Genomic DNA, 19,506 nt, shown 5'->3' with positions numbered 1-19,506 from the left:
CTCCGGCATTGAGGAGGCCCGGTCCCGTGCGGCACGATTGCGGCATGCACGATGCGGTCTCCCGGACGACGCACTCCCCCCACCTGAGGGGCCGCGACGACGAGATCGCCGCCCTGCGCGCGGCCCTGGACGGGGTGCTCCGCGGGGAAGGCGCGTGCGTGCTCGTGGAGGGCGCGTCCGGCACCGGCAAGAGCGGACTGCTGACCCACCTGGGAGAGCTGGCGGGCGCGGCCGGGTTCGACGTCCTGTGGGTACGGGCCGACGAGCTCGACCAGTACGCCCCACTGGCCGCGCTGTACGCCGCGGTGCACGGCCCCTCCGCCGGCGCCGGCCGGGCCCCCGACGCCACCGGCGACCGGCGGCTGTGGCTGCTGGACGGCATCACCGACGCCCTGGAGGACCGCGCGCAGCGCGCCCCGGTGGCGGTCCTCGTCGACGACGCGCAATGGGCGGACCCGGCCACCTTGTTCGCCCTGCGGACGCTGCCCGGGCGGCTGGCGGCCTCCCGGGTCCTGTGGGTGATCGCCGTACGCTCCGGCACCGAACGGACCGACGTCACCCGGATGAGCCGTACGCTGCGAGACCGGGGGGCGCGCGGGCTGACCCTCGGGCCGCTCCCGCCCGTGGCGCTGCGGCAGCTGGCGGCGGACGTCCTCGGGGCGGCGCCCACCCCCGCCCTGTCCCGGCTGCTGGACGGCAGCGCGGGCAACCCCTTCCTGGCGATCGAACTCCTGCGCTCGCTGCGCGACGCCGACGCCGTCGGCATCCATGACGGCACCGCGACCCCTCTGACCCAGGAGATGCCCGCCGGATTCCGGCGCAGCGTCCAGCAGCGGCTGGACCGGCTCCCCGAGGACGCACGGCATCTGCTGCAGATCGGCTCGGTGCTGGGCCGCGCGTTCGACCTCGGCGTCGTCGCCCGGATGCTCGGCAGGCCCGTCGGCGGGCTGCTGTCCGCCGTGGACAGCGTCCTGGGCGCACAACTGCTGGTCAGCGCGGGCCGCCGGTTCGCCTTCCGGCACGACCTGATCCGGCAGGCCGTCCACGACGACCTCCCGCTGCCCGTGCGCGTGGCCCTGCACCGGGAGGCCGCCGACGCCCTGCGCGACGGCGGCGGCGACCGGGCGGAGATCGCCTGGCACCTCGTCCTCGCCGGCGGCACCATCGACGACGCGTCCGTGCACACCCTGACCACCGCGGTCCGGGAGCTGTCGCGGACCGTCCCCGGATCCGCCGCCGACCTCGCACGTCAGGCGGCGGACCTGCTGCCCGCCCACGACCCGCGGCGCGTCGAACTGCTCACCCACGCGGCCGAACTGCTCGGCTGGACCCGGCGGGTCAACGAGGCCCTCGAACTGGTCGACGCCACCATCTCCGACGGACTGCGACCCGCCCAGGAGGCCGCGCTCCGGCTGGTCGGCGGCGAGATCCACCAGGCGGCGGGCGACGACGCGGCCGCGATGAGCCATCTGCGGCGGGCCCTGGAGCTGCCCGACCTCCCGCAGGACCTGCGCGTCCGGCTGCTCAAGGCCAAGGCGACCGCCCACATCCACCGCCGCGAGATCGCGGCCGCGGAGGAGACGGACACCGGGCTGGTCGAGGCGGCGTACCGCAGCGCCGACCCGGCCGTCGTCGTCAGCGCCATGGTCTTCCAGTCGCAGACCGCCTTCTACCGCGGCCACCTGGCCCGCGCCCTCGAACTCGCCGAGAACGCATCCGGACGGGCCGCCACGACCGCCGACGGCCTGCGGCTGCGGCCGCCCCGCATCCCGGCGCTGTGGCTCGCCATCGTGATGCTGTCCACCGACCGGCTGGAGGACGCCCCGCGGGTACTGCGCGAGGGCCAGCGCTCCGCCGAATCCCTCGGCCTGGGCTGGTCACTGCCCCACTGGCACGCCTGCCGGGCCATCGCCCTGCTGGAAGGCGGCGCCCTGGACGACGCGGCCGTGGAGGCCGAAGCCTGCCTCACCGTCGCCGCGGAGCTGGAGACGGCCCGCGCGGTGCCCCTGGTCCGCGCCCTCCTGGCCCTGGTCGACACCGCGCGCGGCGACCTCGCCCAGGCCGGTGCGCATCTGCGGGCCGCGACGGCGGCCGCATCGGGCGGCACCCCGTACGGCCCGTGGACGGCGCTCGCCCACGCCCGCCTCCTGCAGGCCCAGGGCCACGGCACGGCGGCGGCCGAGGCACTCGGCGCCTTCTTCCACGCGGGCGACCGTACGGCCTGGCTGCTCTGTCTGCCCCCCGGCCACTGGCCGGCCCTGGCGCGTACGGCGCTGCGCGGCGGCGACCGGGCGACGGCCGAGGCGGTGGCCACGGTCGTGCGCGCCGTGGCCGAGGAGAACGGCGGCCAGGACGTCGTCCTGGCCGTACGGGACCACATCGACGGGCTCCTCCACGACGACCCCGCGGCACTGGGGGCGGCCGTCGCCGGGCACCGTCTCGGGGGCCGCCTCCCGGCGGTTGCCGCGGCACACGAGGACCTGGGCACCCTCCTGGCCGCACACGGCCGCACCGATGCGGCGGTCGCGTCGCTGGAGGAGGCCGCGCGGCTCACGGCCGCGGCCGGGGCCCTCCACGACAACGAGCGCGTCCGCCGCCTCCTGCGGGACCTCGGCGTACGCGCCTCCGGGATGCCCCGCCGCGCGGCCGCCACCTCCGGCTGGGACAGCCTGACCGAGTCCGAGCTGAAGGTGGTGCCCCTCGTCGCGGAGGGACTCACCAACCGGGCCATCGCCGACCGCCTCTACCTGTCCGTCCACACGGTCAACACCCACCTGAAGCACGTCTTCACCAAGCTGGGCATCAACACCCGCGTGGAACTGACCCGGTTGGCGGTGGAACGGACCCGCGTCGGCACCGACCGGACCTGACCGCGGCCTGATCGCGGCCTGATCGCGGCCTCACCGCGCGGGCCGCCAAGATCCCTTGAATGGGCGATGCCCGCCCATGCCCCTCCTCCCGATGCTGGTGGCGGGGCAGGCCTCCGGTCCGGTGGCCGCCCCACTCAGTTCCGGGAGTGAGGGACCATGACGACCGCGCGCGGATACCGCGGCTCTCTCCAGGGCATCGTGGCGGCCGGCGCGGCACCCCACGGCTACACCCTGGCCCTGTGGACGGCCACCGCCGTGACCGCGTCCGCACGGGACACACCGTCCGGCGCGGAGGTGCTGGCGCTGCTCACCGGCGCCACGCTCACCTACGTCGCGGTGGGGGCCGCCGCCCACGGCGGCCCCGGGCGTCCCCTGGCCCGCACGGCACCACCGGCCGGCCCCGTCTGGGCCGCACTGCACCTGCCCACGGTCGCCCTCGGCGCCGTGCTCAGCTCTCTGCTGGCGCACGTCCTGTCCGGCCCCCTGCTGTGGGGCCTGGTGGGGGCCACCGCCACCGGCGTGTACCTGCTCGGCGCGGGCGCCCAGTTCTGGTGGGCCAGGACCGTACGGCGCCTCTCACCCCCGTCAACCGGACCGACCGTACCGACCGTACCGACCCGAGGAACCGCCATGACGCTCGTACTCGACCCCGCCGCACAGGACCTGCTCTTCCGTGAGGCCCGCACCGCCAACACCTTCACCGACGCCCCGGTCACCGACGAGCAGGTCCAGGACATCTACGACCTGGTCAAGTACGGCCCGACCTCCATGAACCAGCAGCCGCTGCGGGTGGTCCTGGTCCGTTCCGAGGACGCCCGCGCGCGTCTGGTGCAGCACCTGGCCGAGGGCAACAAGAAGAAGACCGCGACCGCGCCGCTGGTCGCCCTGCTCGCCGCCGACAACGAGTTCCATCAGGAACTGCCCGCAGTCTTCCCGCACTTCCCGCAGGCCAAGGACGTGTTCTTCGCCGAGCGCGCGGTCCGCGAGCGCTCCGCCGCCCTGAACGCCGCACTGCAGGTGGGCTACTTCATCGTCGGCGTCCGCGCCGCCGGGCTCGCCGCCGGCCCGATGACCGGCTTCGACGCCGACGCGATCAACAAGGAGTTCTTCCCCGACGGCGACCACTCCGTCCTCGCCGTCGTCAACATCGGCAACCCGGGCACGGACGCGTGGTTCGCGCGCAACCCGCGACTGGCCTACGACGAGGTCGTCAGCACCGTCTGACGCCGGGCACGAGGATGGGCGTGCTCAAGCCCCCGGGGCCGATCCCGGGGGCTTGAGCCATTTCGCGCGGGCCGAATTCAGCCCGATCGTCAGTCGACAGCAAACCAGGCGGAGGGGCCGATTCCGCTTTAGGATCCTCGATGGGTCGGCTGCCGCAGTGGATTCGCATTCCGGAACCCTTCGTATTGCGCGCCGCACATCGCAGAATTCGAACAGGAATAGGAGAGCCGCCATGACCCCGATGGCGTTCCGTCGTGGCATTCTCGCTTTCGGCCTCACCATGGCGGCTGTCGCCGCATGCGCCCCCGCGGCGAAGGTCGGCAACGGCGAGGCGCCGGCTGCCGTCGTCGCTCCGGAAACGTCCATGCGGCCGACCGACAAGCTGTCCGTCCTGCTCGAGCAGGCACTCCCGAACGTCAAGGGCAAGACGTTCACCTCAGCGGTCGTCGACTACCCGCCCGATGGGAGTACGCCCCCGCATCGGCACGGGGATGCCTTCGTCTACGCCTACGTGCTCAAGGGCACGGTGCGCAGTCAGCTCGCCGGAGAGCCGGTTCACACCTACCGCAAGGGTGAGTACTGGGTCGAGCCGCCGGGCGCCCACCACGTGCTGTCGGAGAACGCCAGCCGAACGGAGCCCGCGCAGTTGCTGGTCGTCTTCATCAGCAACACGGGGGATGCGATCAAGGTCGACGATCCGTCGAGCTAAGGCATCGGTTGCGGTCGGCACCGCCACGGCAAGCTCGGAGGAGAAGCATGAGCAGCCATGACGACGCGGATTACGCGGCCAGGGCGGCACGGCTGGGCTGCGCCACGCTGGTGGACGCGATGGGCCGGGTCCACAGCCATCGCGCGCACATCCTCGCCCTGTCCAGCCCTGATCCCTCCAGGACGCTGTTCGGACCGGCCGTCACCATCGCGTACCTGCCCTACCGCGACGATCTGCCGCAGGCCGGGATCGGCTTCGGTGAACTCTTCGACCAGGCGGTCGGCGACGACCCGGCCGGTAAGGTCCTCGTGCTGTCCAGCGGCGGGTACCCGGACATCTCGCACGGTGGCGGTACGAAACTGTCCCGGGTCAAGCGTCACAAGCTCGCCGGTGTGCTGGCGGACGGCAGGCTGCGGGACTTCGCCCAACTGCGCGACCACGGCTTCGCGTCATGGTGCCGGGGCGAGGCGACGCGCTGGGGCGGCGACGTCGTCATGCCGTACGCGGCCGGCGTCGCCGTCGAAGTCGCGGGGGTGTGCATCACTCCCGGTGATTACGTCTTCGCCGACGCGGCGGGAGCCGTGGTCATCCCTCAGGCCGGCTTGGAGCGGGTGTTCCAGGAGGCGGCCAAGGTCGAAGCCGAGGACGCCGAGTCCGTCGCCCGGCTCCTCGACGAACGCCCACCCCGGTAGCGGCGCAGGTTCCCGGCGGCCGCAGGCCACACGTCCGGCGCCCGTGCCTGTCGCACCGTCGGGCAGGTCGCCTCGGTACCGCAGACTGCGACAGGTCGCGCAAACGGACCGGCGCGACGGCTGACCGCCGTCATCGCCGGCACGCACCGCGAACGAGGTTCTGCCTGCGTGCTGTCATCGACGCCCGGGCCGGCTCCCGCCAACGGCCGGGTCCCGCTCGCCGCCTGCGGCGCGAGCGGACTTGACGTGCCGTTCGGCCCGTGGACGGCCGTGGCCTGACCCGGATGCGGCCGTCGTTCCGGCAATTTTTCGATCCCGTCCTCTCCCTTGCCCGGTCGGGCCATCGGTGCCATGCTGCGTATCGCGAACAGGGTGTTCGCAATATGAACTCGCTCTGGCACCGCTCATCGACGGAGATCGTGATCATGTTCCAGCAGCTGTTGAAGTCAGCCGGCCCGCCCGTGGTCGGCACGTTCGTCAAGATCCCCTCACTGGAGATCGCCGAGATCATCGGCACGGCGGGGTTCGACTTCGTCGTGATCGACACGGAGCACGCCCTGCTCTCGGTCCGCGACGTGTACTCCCTGGTGGTGCTCTACTCCCGGATGGACGTCGCGCCGCTGGTCCGGATCACCGACCACGGATACGGCGACGCCCAGCGCTACCTCGACGCGGGAGCGGCCGGGATCCTGGTTCCCCACGTCTCCAACGCCGCGCAGGCGGAGACGACGATGAAGCAGTTCCTGTTCCCCCCCGCCGGTACGCGGGGGATGGGACTGGCAGCCCGGGCCGGATTGTGGGGCAGCATCAGCGGCGGGGCGGCCGAGTACGTGCGCGCGGGTCAAGAGGACGTCGCACGGATCGCGATGGTCGAGGAGCGGGAGGCGGTCGAGGACATCGAGGCGATCCTCACCGTCCCCGGCGTGGACGCCGTGTTCATCGGGCCCGGTGACCTCTCGCTGAGCCTCGGGGTGCCCGGCGGCTCGCCGGCCGTGCACGACGCCGTGACCAGGTCGATCAAGGCCGCGGTCCGCGCGGGCGTCCCGGTCGGCACCGTGGCCCAGGGCGAGGAGCAGATCCGCTTGCGGGCCGAACAGGGCTGCCGGTTCATCCTGGTCGGCAACGACACCGGGATGATCTCCGGAGCCGCCCGGCGGACGCTGTCACAGGCGCAGGACGCCCTGCCGGTGGCCGTCCGATGATCGACAAGATCCGGCCCAGTGCCGCAGACTCCCTGACCCGCATCCGCAGCGGAGCGTCCGTCGCCATCGGAGGGTTCGGCCAGACCGGCGTGCCCGTCGACCTGATCGACGCGCTCTGCGACCGCGATGTGCGCGAGTTGCACGTCATCGCCAACAACGGCGGCCGGGGACTGCCCGGCGAGCGCGGGATCGGCAGGCTGCTCAAGGAGAACCGGGTCCGCAGGCTCTCCTGCTCCTTCCCGGTCAACCCCGACTTCTTCCGGCGGTACTTCGCCGGCGACGTCGAGATCGAACTCGTGCCGCAGGGCACCCTCGCCGAGCGGCTGCGTGCCGGAGGTTCGGGCCTCGGCGGGTTCTACACCCCGACCGCGGCCGGGACGATGCTCGCCGACGGCGGTTTCGTGGTCCGTTACGGCGAAGGGGGCGTGGCGCAGGAGACGCTGACGGAGAAGGAGAGCCGGGTGATCGACGGCCGTACCTACGTGCTCGAGGCGCCGTTGCGCCCGGATTTCGCCCTGGTGAAGGCGCACGTGGCGGACCGGTACGGCAACCTCCGGTTCCGGCTCGGTGCCCGCAACTTCAACCCGCTGGCCGCGATGGCCGCCCGCACCACGATCGTGCAGGCCGACCACGTCGAACGCGGCGGATCCCTGCCGCCCGACGACATCCACCTGCCGGGTCCCTTCGTGGACCACGTCGTGGAAACCACAGGGGAGCCGGTGCGATGACCACCACACAGCAGGGCCTGACCAGGGCGGAACTGGCCCGCCGCGTGGCCGACGACCTGGTGGACGGCTGGTGCGTGAACGTGGGCATCGGTGCGCCGCTGCTCCTGCCGGAACAGACCACGCCCGGAAGGGAGATCGTCTACCACAGCGAGCACGGACTGCTGGGCGTCGGCCCGGCGCCGCAGGGCACGCCGGACCCCGATGTCACCGACGCGGGCAAGAACCCCGTCACACTGCTCGAGGGTGCGGCCTCCTTCGACTCGTCGCTGTCCTTCGCCATCGCCAGAGGCGGCCGGTTGGACCTGTGCGTTCTCGGTGCGCTGCAGGTCGGTGAGAACGGCGACCTGGCGAACTGGCTGGTCCCCGGCGGCAGCCCCGGGGTGGGCGGCGCGATGGACCTGGTGGCCGGCGCCCGTCGCGTCTGGGTGATGATGACCCATCTCGACAAGCACGGAGAACCCAAGCTACGCAAGCGGTGCAGCTTCCCGCTCACCGGACCGGGCGTGGTCGACCGCGTCTACACCGACCTGGCCGTGTTCGAGTTCGTCGACGGCGTCCTGACGCTGCGCGAGTGCGCCCCCGGCATCACCCCGGACCACGTCGCCGCAGCCACCGAGGCGACCCACACCGTCGATCTGCGAGGGGGCCAAACCGCATGACCAGGCAGGTGTCCGTACGCATAGCCGGTGCCTTCGAGCATCCCTTGCGCAAGATCCCCGACCGGACCGTGCCACAGGTGATCGCGGAGGTCGCCTACGGCGCGCTCGGCGACGCCGGGCTCGGTCTGGCGGACGTCGACGGCTTCTTCTGTTCGGAGGTCCCCGGGCTCGGCTCGATCGCGATGGCCGACCACCTCGGACTGACGGACCTGTCCTATGTGGACGTCACGGAGGCCGGCGGCGCCTCCTACCCCATGCACGTCGGACACGCCGCAGCCGCCGTGGCGAGCGGCAAGTGCCATGTGGCCCTGGTCGCCATGGCCGGACTCCCGCTGGGCGGTGGCGGCACCACCGGCGGTGCCCGTGGTCCCGAGCACCCCTATGAGGCGGGGTACGGCATCACCGTGCCTGCCGGATACGCCCTGGCGGCACGCCGGCACATGCACGAATACGGCACCACCTCCGAACAGCTCGCGGAGATCAAGGTGGCGGCCGCGCACCACGCGCAGCACAACCCGCATGCGCTGCTGCGCAAGCCGGTCACGATCGAGGAGGTGGTCAACTCCCCGATGATCTCGGACCCGTTGCGCCGGCTGGACTGCTGCGTGACCACCGACGGCGGCGGCGCACTGGTCGTCGTGTCCGAGGAGGTCGCCCGCACGCTCCCCCGCCGCACGGTGAAGGTCCTGGGACACGGCGAGACGGTGAAGCACAGCGCGATCGGCCGGATCGACCTCACCCACACCGGCGCCGCGGTGTCCGGGCCACGCGCGTTCAGCGAGGCGCGGCTGACGCCGCAGGACGTCGACTACGTCTCGATCTACGACTCCTTCACCATCACCGTGCTGATGAGCCTGGAGGACCTCGGCTTCTGCGAGAAGGGCAAGGGGGGCGCCTTCGTCACCGACGGCACCCTGCGCGCCGACGGCCGGCTGCCGTTCAACACCGATGGCGGCGGCCTGTGCAACAACCATCCGGATTCCCGCGGCGGCATGATCCGCACCATCGAGGCCGTCCGCCAGTTGCGCGGTGAGGCGGCACCGGAGGTCCAGGTGCCGGACTGCCGGATCGCACTGGTCCAGGGCCACGGCGGCAATCTCGGCTTCCGTACCGCGGCGGCAACCCTGTTGCTCGGATCGGAGGACGCATGACCCCGCACGACCCGGTCCTCTCCCGCCTGGAGGAAGGGCTGGCCGAGGGCCGGCTGGAACTCCCCCGCTGCACCGGCTGCGGCACGCTCGTCTGGTACCCGCGCGCCCGCTGCCCGCACTGCATGTCGGACGGCCTCGCCTGGGAGGCGTTGTCCGGCACCGGCACCGTCCACTCCTACACCGTCAACCACCGCGGTCAGGGCGACCACGCCGGAAAGGGTCCCTTCGTCATCGCCTACGTCGAACTGACGGAAGGCCCTCGTGTCCTGTCCCACCTGGACGTCGACCCGGACTCGCTGCGTGTCGGCACGCCCGTGCGGCTCAGCCGGGGGCTCGACCAGGAAGGACGCCTGCACCTGCGTTTCGAGCACCTCGAGGAGAACCCGTGACCTACACCAAGGACGATCCGCGCTCCGCACTGTCCGCGAGGACACCCCAGAGGTCCGGCGAGGCGATCGCCGCACCGGAGTTCCTCGACTTCTCCGTCACCGCCCCCGACGCCGTCACCGAGGCGGGCAGCCGGCAGTGGATCGTCCGGGGCCAGAACTTCGTACTGATCCACACCCAGCCCGAGCCCGGCGACACGATCTTCTCGGCCGAGCTGGCGTCGGAACAGGTCGTGCTGCTGATCGACGGGAACAGCTCGCTGCGCGGCTCCGGATCGGGCGAGGAGCACGCGGTCGACGGTCCGGCACTGGTCGTCGTCCCGCCCGGTTCCAGTGAGATCGTCAGCACGGGCACCGGACCGATCGTGCAACTGATCCAGTCCGACGAGGTCGAGTGGGCGAAACGGGCGGCCAACGCCGACCGGTACGCCGAGCCGCACCCGCGGGTCGCGCCGCTGGAGCCGTGGCCGGAGCCGGTCGGCGGCTACCGCTGGCGCACCTACCTGATGGCCGACGTGCCGGAGGACCCGCAGCGTTTCGGCCGGCTCTTCCGCACCCGCGCCTTCATGGTCGGGTTCTTCAAGCCGGGCGACGGTCCCCGTGATCCGCACCGGCTCTCGCCGCACACCCACGACGACTTCGAACAGTGCAGCCTGGTCGTCGCGGGCACCTACATCCACCACATCCAGACGCCGTGGGGCCCCGACGCCACGGCCTGGCGGCCGGAGGACCACGCCCGCGTCGGCAGCCCCTCGGTCGCCATCATCCCGCCGCCCACCGTGCACACCTCGCAGGCCATCGGGTCCGGCGTCAACCACCTGATCGACATCTTCGCCGGCCCGCGCCACGACTTCTCCGCACAGCCCGGCTGGGTGCTCAACGCCGACGAGTACCCCGCCCCGGTCAACTGACCCCGGCCCACCAGACACCGTGCCTTCAGCGCCGAAGGGACCCCTTGCCATGTCCTCCACCACCGAAGTCAAGGCCAGATCGACCGACTCCGACCTACGGGCCCGCAGACGGCGGGCGATCACCAGCGCCTGGGCCGGTTTCGCCGTCGACTCCTACTCCATCTACGTGGCGTCGACGGCCCTGCTGCCCGCCATGGTCTACTTCCAGTCGAACCTCTCCCCCAGCCAGCTCTCGGTGTTCGTCGGCATGACCTTCGCCGCGACCCTGATCGGCCGGCCGATCGGCGCCCTGCTGTTCGGTCACTTCGCGGACCGGATCGGCCGGCGCAAGGTCGGGTCGATCACCATCTACGGGTTCGGCACGATCTCCCTGCTCATCGCGCTGCTGCCGGGCGCCGAGGTGGTCGGCCCCACGCTGGCCACGACGCTGCTGATCGGGCTGCGTTTCATCGAAGGCATCTTCCTCGGCGGGGAGTACACCGCCGCCACGCCGATGGCCCTGGAGTACGCACCCCAGGGGCGCCGGGGATTCACCGGCGCGCTGATCCAGTGCTCGGCCAGCGGCGGCCCGTTCTTCGTGGCCATGCTCACCTCTATCGTCCTGCTGTTCGCGCCGAACGCCGGGCTGCACTCGCCGTACGTCCAGTGGGGCTGGCGGATCCCGTTCTTCATCGGCGCCCTGCTGTCCTGGGGGGTCGCCTGGTTCCTGCGCCGGCGGGTCGAGGACTCGGACGTCTACAAGGAGACGGCACGGTCCAAGTCGCCGTTGCGCGACATGCTCAAGGGCTCGTCCGGCCGGGCGTTCCTGCAGTCCTACCTCATCATGACCGGCGTCTTCTTCGCGGTGAACATGCTCGGCAGCGTCATGCCGCAGCTGCTGCTGTCCAACGAGGGCTACACCGCGTCCGACCTCGCGCACACCCAGCTGATCAACGCGTGGCCGGGCATGGCGACCTACCTCTTCTACGGCTGGCTGAGCGACCGGATCGGCCGCAAGCGGGCGCTCTACATCGCCGCGACGACCACGGTCCTGCTGACGCCGGTCACGCTCACCCTGATGGGCAGCGGGAACGTGCACGGCTGGCTCGGGCTGACCGCCCTGGCCTCGCTGACGAATGTGTTCATCGTCGGCTCGCTGGGCGTGCTGCCGGCCTACATCAACGAGCGCTTCGCCACCGCGGTCCGATCGTCGGGCTGGGGAGTCGCGTACAGCACCGCGGTCGTCATCCCCGCGTTCTTCTCCTACTACCAGCTGTGGCTGGCCCATCTCGTGCCCTTCCACTACACCGCGGGAATCCTCTCCGCGTTCGGCGGACTGATCATCCTGTCGGCCGTCATGGCCGGGCCGGAGACCCGCGGGGTCGACCTGAACACGGTGGGCGAACGAGCCGGCGCCACGGCATGACACTCCCCACGAAGGCCAGGTATGCGCCCGGACAGGAAATCCACGCCCGTCGCCGTAGCCGTCTTCGTCCTGCAGACCGCGGGCAGCGGTGTGGCGGTGTACGGCATCCCGGTCTACATCGCGGCGTTCCTCCGCTCGGGCACGGTGAGCGCGGCCGGGCTGTCCCTGGCGAGTACCGGGTTCTTCGTGGTGGGCGCCCTGACCGGGCCGTTGTTCGCCCGGCTCGGACAGCGCAGGCCGAACCTGGTGATGCTGGGCGCGGTGCTGGGCGGGACGGCGGCCATCACGGCGATGGCCGTCCGTCCCACCGGGATCGTCGTCATCGCCGCGTTCTCGACGCTGGGCGCCGTCTTCAGCGGCGGACTCGTCGTGGTGGGGACGATAGTGCTGGTGCGGGTCTTCGACGGCAGGCCCTCGGCCGGGATGGCACTGGCGACCTCCGGGTCCTCGGCGGGCGGCATCCTGGTCTCTCCGGTGCTGGCACTGCTGCTGACCACCCAGGCGGCCCTCACCCGGTCGTTCCTGGCGATCGCGGTGGGGTTCCTGGTGATCGGCTGCGGCGCGCTGGCGCTCGGCTCCTGGGCGACGGCACGGCCCTCGCCGGTGCGTGCGCCCGTCGTCCCGGCGAGTCCGGTGCGGCTGCTCCGGCACTGGCCGTTGGTCGTGGCGTTCAGTCTGGTCAGCGCCTCGCAACTGGGCGCGACCTCGTACATCGTGGCGACCGGGCTGTCCCGGGACTTCACCGGCGCGCGCATGGCGGTCTCGGTCGCGACCGCGGCGGCCGTCGCCTCGCGGTGGATCGGCAGCGCCGGCATCCGGCGGCTGGGCCTGCACCGCTGGACGGTGACCAGCTTCTGCGCGCAGGCCGTCGGGGTCGCCCTGGTCGGGGTGGCGCCGTACGGGTGGGTCCTGTTCCTCGGGGCCGTGCTGATCGGGCAGAGCCTGGGCATCACCATCCTGATCCGGTCGCAGGTGATCGTGGAGCTGTTCGGGATCGACGACTTCGCCCGGAAGTTCGCCCAGTTCCAGACGTGGACCAGTCTGGGTTCCGCGGCCGGGCCGCTGGTCCTCGGCCAGATCTACTCGACCACGCAGGACTACGTCCTCGCGTACCTCACGTTGTTCGTGCTCAACGCGGTGGCGGTGCCGTTCCTGCTGCCGTGGATGCGCACGCCCCGACCCCGACCCTGGAGAACCGATGAAGTCCGGCACCCCGACCGTTCCGCGATATGAGGAGCTGCTGCGCCGCACCGACGCCCCGCCGGGGTCGTCGTGGCACGTGTTCGGCCCGGGCGACCAGCTCGGCACGCTGAACTTCCTCACCCCGCAGACGGCCCTGGACGGCGCGGCGCTCGTCCGGCGCGGCCGGGTGTTCAACCTGGACTATCCGCTGAACACGTTCGTGCCCAGCCTGGCCGGCACGCGGCCGCCGACCGCGCACCACATCTTCGCCAACAACCCCCATCACCGGGACGACTGGCTGGACTCGTTCTACCTGCAGTCCACCTCCCAGGTGGACGGGCTGCGGCACATCCGCCACCCCCGGCACGGCTTCTACGGGGGCGTCGAGGAGTCCGACATCGACGTGGGCACTCCCTCGCTGGGCATCCAGCTCCTCGCCGAGAAGGGCATCGTGGGCCGGGGCGTCCTGCTCGACGCCGTGCGCTGGTTCGACAGCATCGGTGAACCGCTGGCGCCCGACGCGCCGCGGGGCATCACACCGTCCGAACTCGACGCCATGGCCCTGCACTTCGGGGTCGAGTTCCGCCCGGGCGACATCCTGCTGCTCCACACCGGATGGGCCGGGCACTGGCTGAACTCCACACCGGAGCAGCGCGCGGCGCGCACCGGCAGCCCGGGCCTGCACCAGTCGGAGGAGATGCTCGCGTGGCTGTGGGACCACCGGATCTCCGTCGCCGCGTCGGACAACGGCGGGCTGGAGTCGTTCCCGGTCGATCCGGGCTCCGGCTGGGTGGACCCGGACGAACCGCCGCCCCTGCGCGGCCCCTCCCACAACGGCATGATGCACCGCCCGCTGATCGCGCTGCTCGGCCTGATCATCGGCGAGCTGTGGCAGCTCGGCGAACTGGCCGAGGACTGCGCCGCGGACGGGGTCTACGAGTTCCTGCTGACGGCCAAGCCGCTCAACCTCCTGGGAGGGGTCGGATCACCGCCCAACGCGCTGGCTGTCAAGTAGCCCTGCCCCGAACACAAGACAAGGACGAACGCATGACGCAGACCGTGAACGAACTGTGGGACCCGACGCTGGACGCCGACCGGCTCCAGGCCGACCCCGAGGTGGACGAGTTGCTCACCGGCGCCGTCGACCTGCACACCCACCCCGGCCCCAGTCCGTTCCCCCGCCGGATGTCCATCATCGACGCGGCCACCGACGCCGCCTCCCTCGGATTCCGCGCCCTGGTGGCCAAGTCGCACCACCACAGCATGCAGACCGACATCCTCGCGCTGGAACAGGCCGGGCTGCAGGACATCCCGGTCAAGGTCTACGGGGGCGTCGCGCTCAACCACACGGTCGGCGGGCTCAACCCCTACGCCGTCGAACTGGCCCTGCGCATGGGCGGCAAGGTCGTGTGGTTCCCGACCATCGCCTCCCGGGCGCACCTGGAGTTCCACGCGCACCACCACAGCGGCTTCCCGGTCGCGGGCGTACCGCTGCGGGAGAACGAGCCGATCAGCGTGCTCGACGGGTCCGGCAGGCTCAACGCCGCCACCCACGACATCCTCGACGTGATCGCGGCCGAGTCCGCCATCCTCAACTGCGGGCACCTGCCGGCCGACGAGATCGACGTGCTGATCCCGGGCGCGCTCGAGGCGGGCGTGACGCGGATCGTGGTCAGCCATCCCGACTTCGTCCTCGGCGCCTCGTCCTCGAGCATCGGCGACTGGTGCCGCAAGGGCGCCTTCGTGGAGCACTGCCTGGCGATGCTGGTCGGCCGGGAACCGAAGGCCGAGCCGTTCGGCCGGATCGCCGAGTTCTACCGGGCGGCCGGTCCCGGCCGGACGATCCTCTCCTCCGACCTCGGGCAGAAGGGCAATCCGCTGCCGGTCACCGCGTACCGCAGGATGGTCCGGGTGCTGCTGGACCAGGGCGTGGCACCCGACGACATCAGGTCGATGACGGGAGGAAACGCCGCTCAACTGCTGTCCATTTGAACCCCGAGCCGGTCGCTCGGTAGAGTCCGCTCGACGTGCAAGCGACGTGAGGAGCGGGCTTGACCAGCGGGGGCGGTACCGGCGACATCCAGGCGGTGCACCGCGTCGCGGAAATCCTGCGGCTGTTCACCCTCAACAAGCCGAAGGTCACCGTCGCCGAGGCCGCCGCGCAGATCGGCCTCAACCGGACCACCCTGCACCGCTACTTCACCTCGATGGTCCTCGACGAGATCCTCGAACGCGCGCCGGACGACGCGTCGGCGTACATGCCCGGGCGCCTGCTGCTGCAGCTCGGCGCCGTCGCCCAGGGCCAGCGGCGGGTGCTGGACATCGCTCCTCGTCACATGGACACGTTGTCGGTCGAGACCGGCCGGTCGGTGGTGCTGTCCTTGTGGGGCGCGTCCGGTCCCGTGGTCTCGCTCGTCTCGGAGGCCGGCACCCACCCGATCCTGATCACCGTCCGGATCGGCTCGACCCTGGGGTCCGACTCGGCGCAGACCCGCCTCTTCGTCGCGCTGTCCAAGGACGAGGAGAGGGTGAAGAGGTACCTGGCCCGGATTCCGGACGAGGCGCGGACGACGCTCGAGGGCACGCTGGAGCCGTGCCGGTCCCGCGGCCTCAGCCGGATCCGGGTGCCCTCGATCGACGGCGTGGTACTGGCCGCGGCCGTCTTCGACGAACACGACGTCGCCGCCACGGTGGCCTTGGTGGGCACCACCTCCTCATTGCCGGAGCACGCGACGGAGATGGAGTCGGCGCTCCTGCGGACGGCCGCCGCCATCACCGAGGAGCTGGGCGGCTCCGGTACCCGCGACGCGGCACTGGGCGACCCGGGCGTCTGAGCCTGTCGCTCGGCCGCTTGCACACGGCCGGGGCGCGAGTTAGCGTCGAATATAGTCACTTATGTTGACTATCGAGGTGTGTCCATCTCTCCGGCTGCAGGAGCGTGCACCATGCCGGACAACAAGTTCCATGAGTTCCTGACCCCCGACAACAGCGCCCTCGTCCTGGTCGACCACCAGGTGGGCCTCTACAGCGGCGTGCGGGACACCGGTCTGCTGGAGCTCAAGCACAACGTGGTGGCCTTGGCGAAGGCGGCACAGGTGCTCGGGGTCCCGACCGTCGTCACCACCACCTCCGCGGACAGCCTGTGGGGTCCGCTGATCGGCGAACTGGCCGAAGTGCTGCCCGACGGGACCAAGGTCATCGACCGCAGCACGGTCAACGCCTGGCACGACGACCGGGTGCGTGAGCGCATCACGTCCACCGGACGCGGCAAACTCATCTTCTCGGGCATCTCATTGGAGGTGTGCGCGACGCTGCCCGCCATCGCGGCCGCCGCGGAGGGCTACGACACCTACGTCGCGCTCGACGCGTCCGGGACGTTCTCCGGCGCCAAGCGGGAGGCCGGCCTCATCCGGCTCCAGCAGGCGGGTGTCATCGTCAGTGACTACGCCACGCTGATGGTCGAGATCCTCGGCGACAACGCCTCGGCCAAGGCCGCCGAGGTGTACGCGGCCCTCGACATGCCGTTCGCCGTGCTCGTCGGCCAGATCTCCGCCGCGTACGGCACGTAGCGCCGCGCGTCTTGTCCCGGTGCCGCCATCGGCCCCGGCACCGGGATGACGCATGTCGGCTCGGCTACTCGCCGGTCTGCTGCCGCAGCCGCTCGTCGAGCCAGGCACGAGCCACGCCCCAGGCGTGCCCGTCCGGGTCGATCACGTCGAAGTGGTCCGCTCCGGGTGACACGACGAGCGTGACGTCCGCTCCCTTGGCCGTGGCCGCTTGCGCGTAGGTCTCCGCGTAGGCCGGCGGGATCACCTCGTCGGCCGAGCCGTGGATGACCAGGACCGGGACCCCGCCGTCGGCGAGTTCGACGGGGGAAGCGACCGCGTACCGGTCGGCGTGTTCCGCGACGCTCCCGCCGAGCAGCAGGCGGACGATGCCGTCCCCTGCCTGGGCCGCCACCGCCGGCCACACGTCGGTGTGGGACGGCGGCGGCGCGTTGGGCGGGACGTCGGCATCGGAGTCCGTCATCCCGTTGCCGAGTGCCACCGAGTCGGCGTGGACCAGGTCCAGCACGCCGGCCAGCGACACCACTGCGATGGGCTTGATCCTGGGACGCGCGCCGGGAACGCCGTCCGGCAGGGCGGAGCGGTGCGCGACCCATGTGGCCAGGTGCCCGCCCGCCGAGTGTCCGACCACCAGAACACGGCTCGCGTCGACCGCCGGGTCGAGGTGGGCGACGGCGTCCACGGCCGCCGCCATGTCGTCGAACGTCCCCGGCCACCCGCCGCCGGGTTCGCCGATCCTGCGGTACTCCACGTTCCAGACGGCGTAGCCGTGTGCCACGAGGTCCTCGGCCAGCGGTACGACCTGCCGGCGGTCGAACATGGCCGTCCACCATCCGCCGTGCACCAGGACCACGACGGGGAAGGGCCCGTCGCCCTCGGGGAGGTACAGCTCCCCGAGCTGGGACGGCTCGGGTCCGTACGCGACGGTCCGCACGGCTCGGGAGCCGTCGGCCGCGTCGTCGTAGCGCACACCGCTGTCCGCGCTGACGAGCCGGTCGATCGTGGCGAAGAACGCGGCGATCTCGGGGAGGTTGCCCCCCTTCGCGCGTGACTCGTCGAAGGCCAGGGCGTCCGCCCATTCGACGACGTCCAGCCAGGTGTCGTCGGCGACGCGCACCAGGCGTGCGCCGATGAAGCCCCTGCGGTCCTTGCGGAACGCCGACAGCATGCCGGAGCGCGCCGACAGCATGTCCGACGTCCTGTCCGGTGCGACGACGAACGTCGTCAGCTCGATCACAGACATCCTCAGCTCCTGACGGGTGATGCACGGAACACGATTAGTGAGCAAACTTGATAGTCACTGATCTTGACTATTCAACCTTAGGTGTCCGCGGGGACGGCGGCAAGCGAGAGCGGAGGCAGGGAGGAGGGCCGTGCGTCATGTGCGTGGTCATCCACCGCGGTGAACACACGGGCGGTGCGCCCCGGATGCACAGCGGGCACCCGGCGAGGCCGCCACACTACGATCGACCATAGTGAGGGACTCCAGACGCAAAGGGGTGGCCGGCCGTGCGGCGCAGTGAACGGAAGGTGACGGATCCCGACATCGGGATCATGTCCGCACGCCTGCTCTTCTCGGTCCAGAAGGAACTCTTCGAGAAGCTCGCCGAACAGGGCCATCCCGAGCTGCGCCCCCAGCACGGCGCGGTGCTGGGATACATCGACGAAGAGGGCAGCCGGGCGACGGAACTGTCCCGGCTGTCCGGGGCCCACAAACAGGTCATCGGCAATCTGATCGACGAACTCGAAGCCCTGGACTACGTGGAGCGCCGCCCGGACCCCAGTGACAGGCGCGCGAAACTGATCGTGCCCACCGCCCTGGGACGCGACCAGATGCGCAAGTCCGACGCCATCGTGGCCGCCATCGAGGAGCGTCACGCCGAGGAGATCGGCAAGCAGGAGTACGCACGCTTCAAGGACGCGTTCCGGCGGATCACCACACTCCAGACCGAGCAGTTCGACGAGGTCACGACACCCCGGCGGCGGCGCCCGGCGGCCGGGGACTGACCGTCTACAGGCGGGCGGCCATCCCGCCGTCTATCGCGAGCGCGGCTCCGGTGATGAACCCGGTCTCGTCGCTCAGCAGGAACGCCGCGAACGCGGCTATCTCCTCCGCCCGGGCCATCCGCCCGAGCGGGTGCATCGCTTCGGCCGAGCGCCAGGAGTCCTCCGGTGCCAGGTCCGGGTCGGCCCGCGCAAGAGCCCGCGACAAGGGCGTGTCGACGCCGCCGGTGACCAGGGCGTTGACCCGGACGCCGGCCGCGGCCGCGTCCAGCGCAGCCGACTGGGTGAGTCCTATGACGCCATGCTTGGCCGCGTTGTAGGGGGCCATGTGCGGGTAGGCGGCGACGCCGCAGACGGAGGCGTTGTTCAGGATCGCGCCCCCGCCGCTCGCCTGGAGCGCGGGTATCTCGTACTTCAGGGCGTAGAAGACGCTGGTGAGGTTCAGCTCCAGGTCCGCGTGCCAGGCCCCGCTGTCGACCTCGGTGACCCTGCCGTCCGCGGTGGGGGCGCCCGCGTTGTTGAACGCGCCGTCGAGCCTGCCGTACCGGCTCAGCGCCTGCCCGACCGCCTCCTCCACATCGGCCTCCACGGTCACGTCGGTGGGTACGAAGGTCGCCTCGCCTCCGGCGGCCTTGATGTCGGCCGCCAGCGCCTCACCGACCTCCCGGCCGCGTGCCGCGAGGACGAGCTTCGCGCCCTCGCCCGCGACGCGCTCCGCCGTCGCCCAGCCCATGCCCGAGGTGGCCCCGGTGATCAGGATGACCTTCTCTGCGAAACGTGCGTACACGATCACTCCCATGGCCGGTCGGGCCGGAAG

General features: G+C 71.5%; 19 protein-coding genes. 17 read left to right on the top strand and 2 right to left on the bottom strand.

All coding sequences use genetic code 11. From position 1 onward, the window contains the following. Positions 1 to 44: 44 nt before the first annotated feature. The 16 genes from OG937_44375 to OG937_44300 all read left to right on the top strand — a co-directional run bounded on the left by OG937_44375 (position 45) and on the right by OG937_44300 (position 16,688). The gene (locus OG937_44375; GenBank protein WUD78263.1) at positions 45 to 2,870 is read left to right on the top strand and encodes an AAA family ATPase; all 2,826 of its coding nucleotides are present in this window, start codon (positions 45 to 47) and stop codon (positions 2,868 to 2,870) included. A gap of 630 nt (positions 2,871 to 3,500) precedes the next feature. Further along, a complete protein-coding gene (locus OG937_44370; GenBank protein WUD79071.1) occupies positions 3,501 to 4,094 on the top strand; it encodes a malonic semialdehyde reductase in 594 nt (197 codons plus the stop codon). Between the two features lie 232 nt (positions 4,095 to 4,326). Next, entirely contained in the window at positions 4,327 to 4,803 is a 477-nt protein-coding gene (locus OG937_44365) for a cupin domain-containing protein (GenBank protein ID WUD78262.1), read from the top strand. A gap of 47 nt (positions 4,804 to 4,850) precedes the next feature. Continuing rightward, a complete protein-coding gene (locus OG937_44360; protein WUD78261.1) occupies positions 4,851 to 5,495 on the top strand; it encodes an RraA family protein in 645 nt (214 codons plus the stop codon). Positions 5,496 to 5,878: 383 nt separating this feature from the next. Beyond that, positions 5,879 to 6,697, top strand: coding sequence for an aldolase/citrate lyase family protein (locus OG937_44355; protein WUD78260.1), 819 nt, complete (start codon positions 5,879 to 5,881; stop codon positions 6,695 to 6,697). After that, positions 6,694 to 7,425, top strand: coding sequence for a 3-oxoacid CoA-transferase subunit A (locus OG937_44350; protein ID WUD78259.1), 732 nt, complete (start codon positions 6,694 to 6,696; stop codon positions 7,423 to 7,425). Before OG937_44355 ends, OG937_44350 begins: the two co-directional genes overlap by 4 nt. Continuing rightward, complete coding sequence (locus tag OG937_44345; GenBank protein WUD78258.1) at positions 7,422 to 8,084, top strand: CoA-transferase subunit beta; 663 nt, start codon at positions 7,422 to 7,424, stop codon at positions 8,082 to 8,084. The genes OG937_44350 and OG937_44345 overlap by 4 nt, the downstream gene beginning before the upstream one ends. After that, positions 8,081 to 9,235, top strand: coding sequence for a thiolase domain-containing protein (locus OG937_44340; GenBank protein WUD78257.1), 1,155 nt, complete (start codon positions 8,081 to 8,083; stop codon positions 9,233 to 9,235). The genes OG937_44345 and OG937_44340 overlap by 4 nt, the downstream gene beginning before the upstream one ends. Continuing rightward, entirely contained in the window at positions 9,232 to 9,624 is a 393-nt protein-coding gene (locus tag OG937_44335; protein WUD78256.1) for a Zn-ribbon domain-containing OB-fold protein, read from the top strand. Before OG937_44340 ends, OG937_44335 begins: the two co-directional genes overlap by 4 nt. Beyond that, on the top strand, positions 9,621 to 10,532 hold the full coding sequence (locus tag OG937_44330; protein WUD78255.1) for a hypothetical protein: 912 nt from the start codon (positions 9,621 to 9,623) through the stop codon (positions 10,530 to 10,532). Before OG937_44335 ends, OG937_44330 begins: the two co-directional genes overlap by 4 nt. A 49-nt stretch (positions 10,533 to 10,581) precedes the next feature. Further along, a complete protein-coding gene (locus OG937_44325) occupies positions 10,582 to 11,937 on the top strand; it encodes an MFS transporter (protein WUD78254.1) in 1,356 nt (451 codons plus the stop codon). A 21-nt stretch (positions 11,938 to 11,958) separates the two neighbouring features. Next, complete coding sequence (locus tag OG937_44320) at positions 11,959 to 13,170, top strand: hypothetical protein (protein ID WUD78253.1); 1,212 nt, start codon at positions 11,959 to 11,961, stop codon at positions 13,168 to 13,170. After that, complete coding sequence (locus OG937_44315; protein WUD78252.1) at positions 13,136 to 14,134, top strand: cyclase family protein; 999 nt, start codon at positions 13,136 to 13,138, stop codon at positions 14,132 to 14,134. Before OG937_44320 ends, OG937_44315 begins: the two co-directional genes overlap by 35 nt. Positions 14,135 to 14,166: 32 nt before the next feature. Further along, positions 14,167 to 15,111 carry a DUF6282 family protein gene (locus tag OG937_44310; GenBank protein WUD78251.1) on the top strand — a complete coding sequence of 315 codons (945 nt, stop codon included), beginning with the start codon at positions 14,167 to 14,169 and terminating at the stop codon, positions 15,109 to 15,111. A gap of 59 nt (positions 15,112 to 15,170) precedes the next feature. Then, entirely contained in the window at positions 15,171 to 15,953 is a 783-nt protein-coding gene (locus OG937_44305; GenBank protein ID WUD78250.1) for a helix-turn-helix domain-containing protein, read from the top strand. Positions 15,954 to 16,064: 111 nt separating this feature from the next. Beyond that, positions 16,065 to 16,688: an isochorismatase family protein gene (locus OG937_44300; protein WUD78249.1), complete on the top strand. Its 624-nt coding sequence runs from the start codon at positions 16,065 to 16,067 to the stop codon at positions 16,686 to 16,688. Positions 16,689 to 16,752: 64 nt separating this feature from the next. Here OG937_44300 and OG937_44295 read toward each other — a convergent pair whose 3' ends face one another. After that, positions 16,753 to 17,928, bottom strand: a complete 1,176-nt coding sequence (locus OG937_44295; protein WUD78248.1) for an alpha/beta hydrolase — start codon at positions 17,926 to 17,928, stop codon at positions 16,753 to 16,755. 287 nt (positions 17,929 to 18,215) lie between these two features. Here OG937_44295 and OG937_44290 point away from each other — a divergent pair, with 287 nt between their 5' ends. Next, positions 18,216 to 18,692 carry a MarR family winged helix-turn-helix transcriptional regulator gene (locus tag OG937_44290; protein ID WUD78247.1) on the top strand — a complete coding sequence of 159 codons (477 nt, stop codon included), beginning with the start codon at positions 18,216 to 18,218 and terminating at the stop codon, positions 18,690 to 18,692. 4 nt (positions 18,693 to 18,696) lie between these two features. Here OG937_44290 and OG937_44285 read toward each other — a convergent pair whose 3' ends face one another. Beyond that, on the bottom strand, positions 18,697 to 19,476 hold the full coding sequence (locus OG937_44285; protein WUD78246.1) for an SDR family oxidoreductase: 780 nt from the start codon (positions 19,474 to 19,476) through the stop codon (positions 18,697 to 18,699). Positions 19,477 to 19,506: the final 30 nt, after the last annotated feature.

The sequence above is a fragment of the Streptomyces sp. NBC_00510 genome (assembly GCA_036013505.1).
In the GTDB taxonomy this organism is placed as follows: domain Bacteria; phylum Actinomycetota; class Actinomycetes; order Streptomycetales; family Streptomycetaceae; genus Actinacidiphila.
This window is presented reverse-complemented; position numbering and strand designations above follow the sequence as displayed.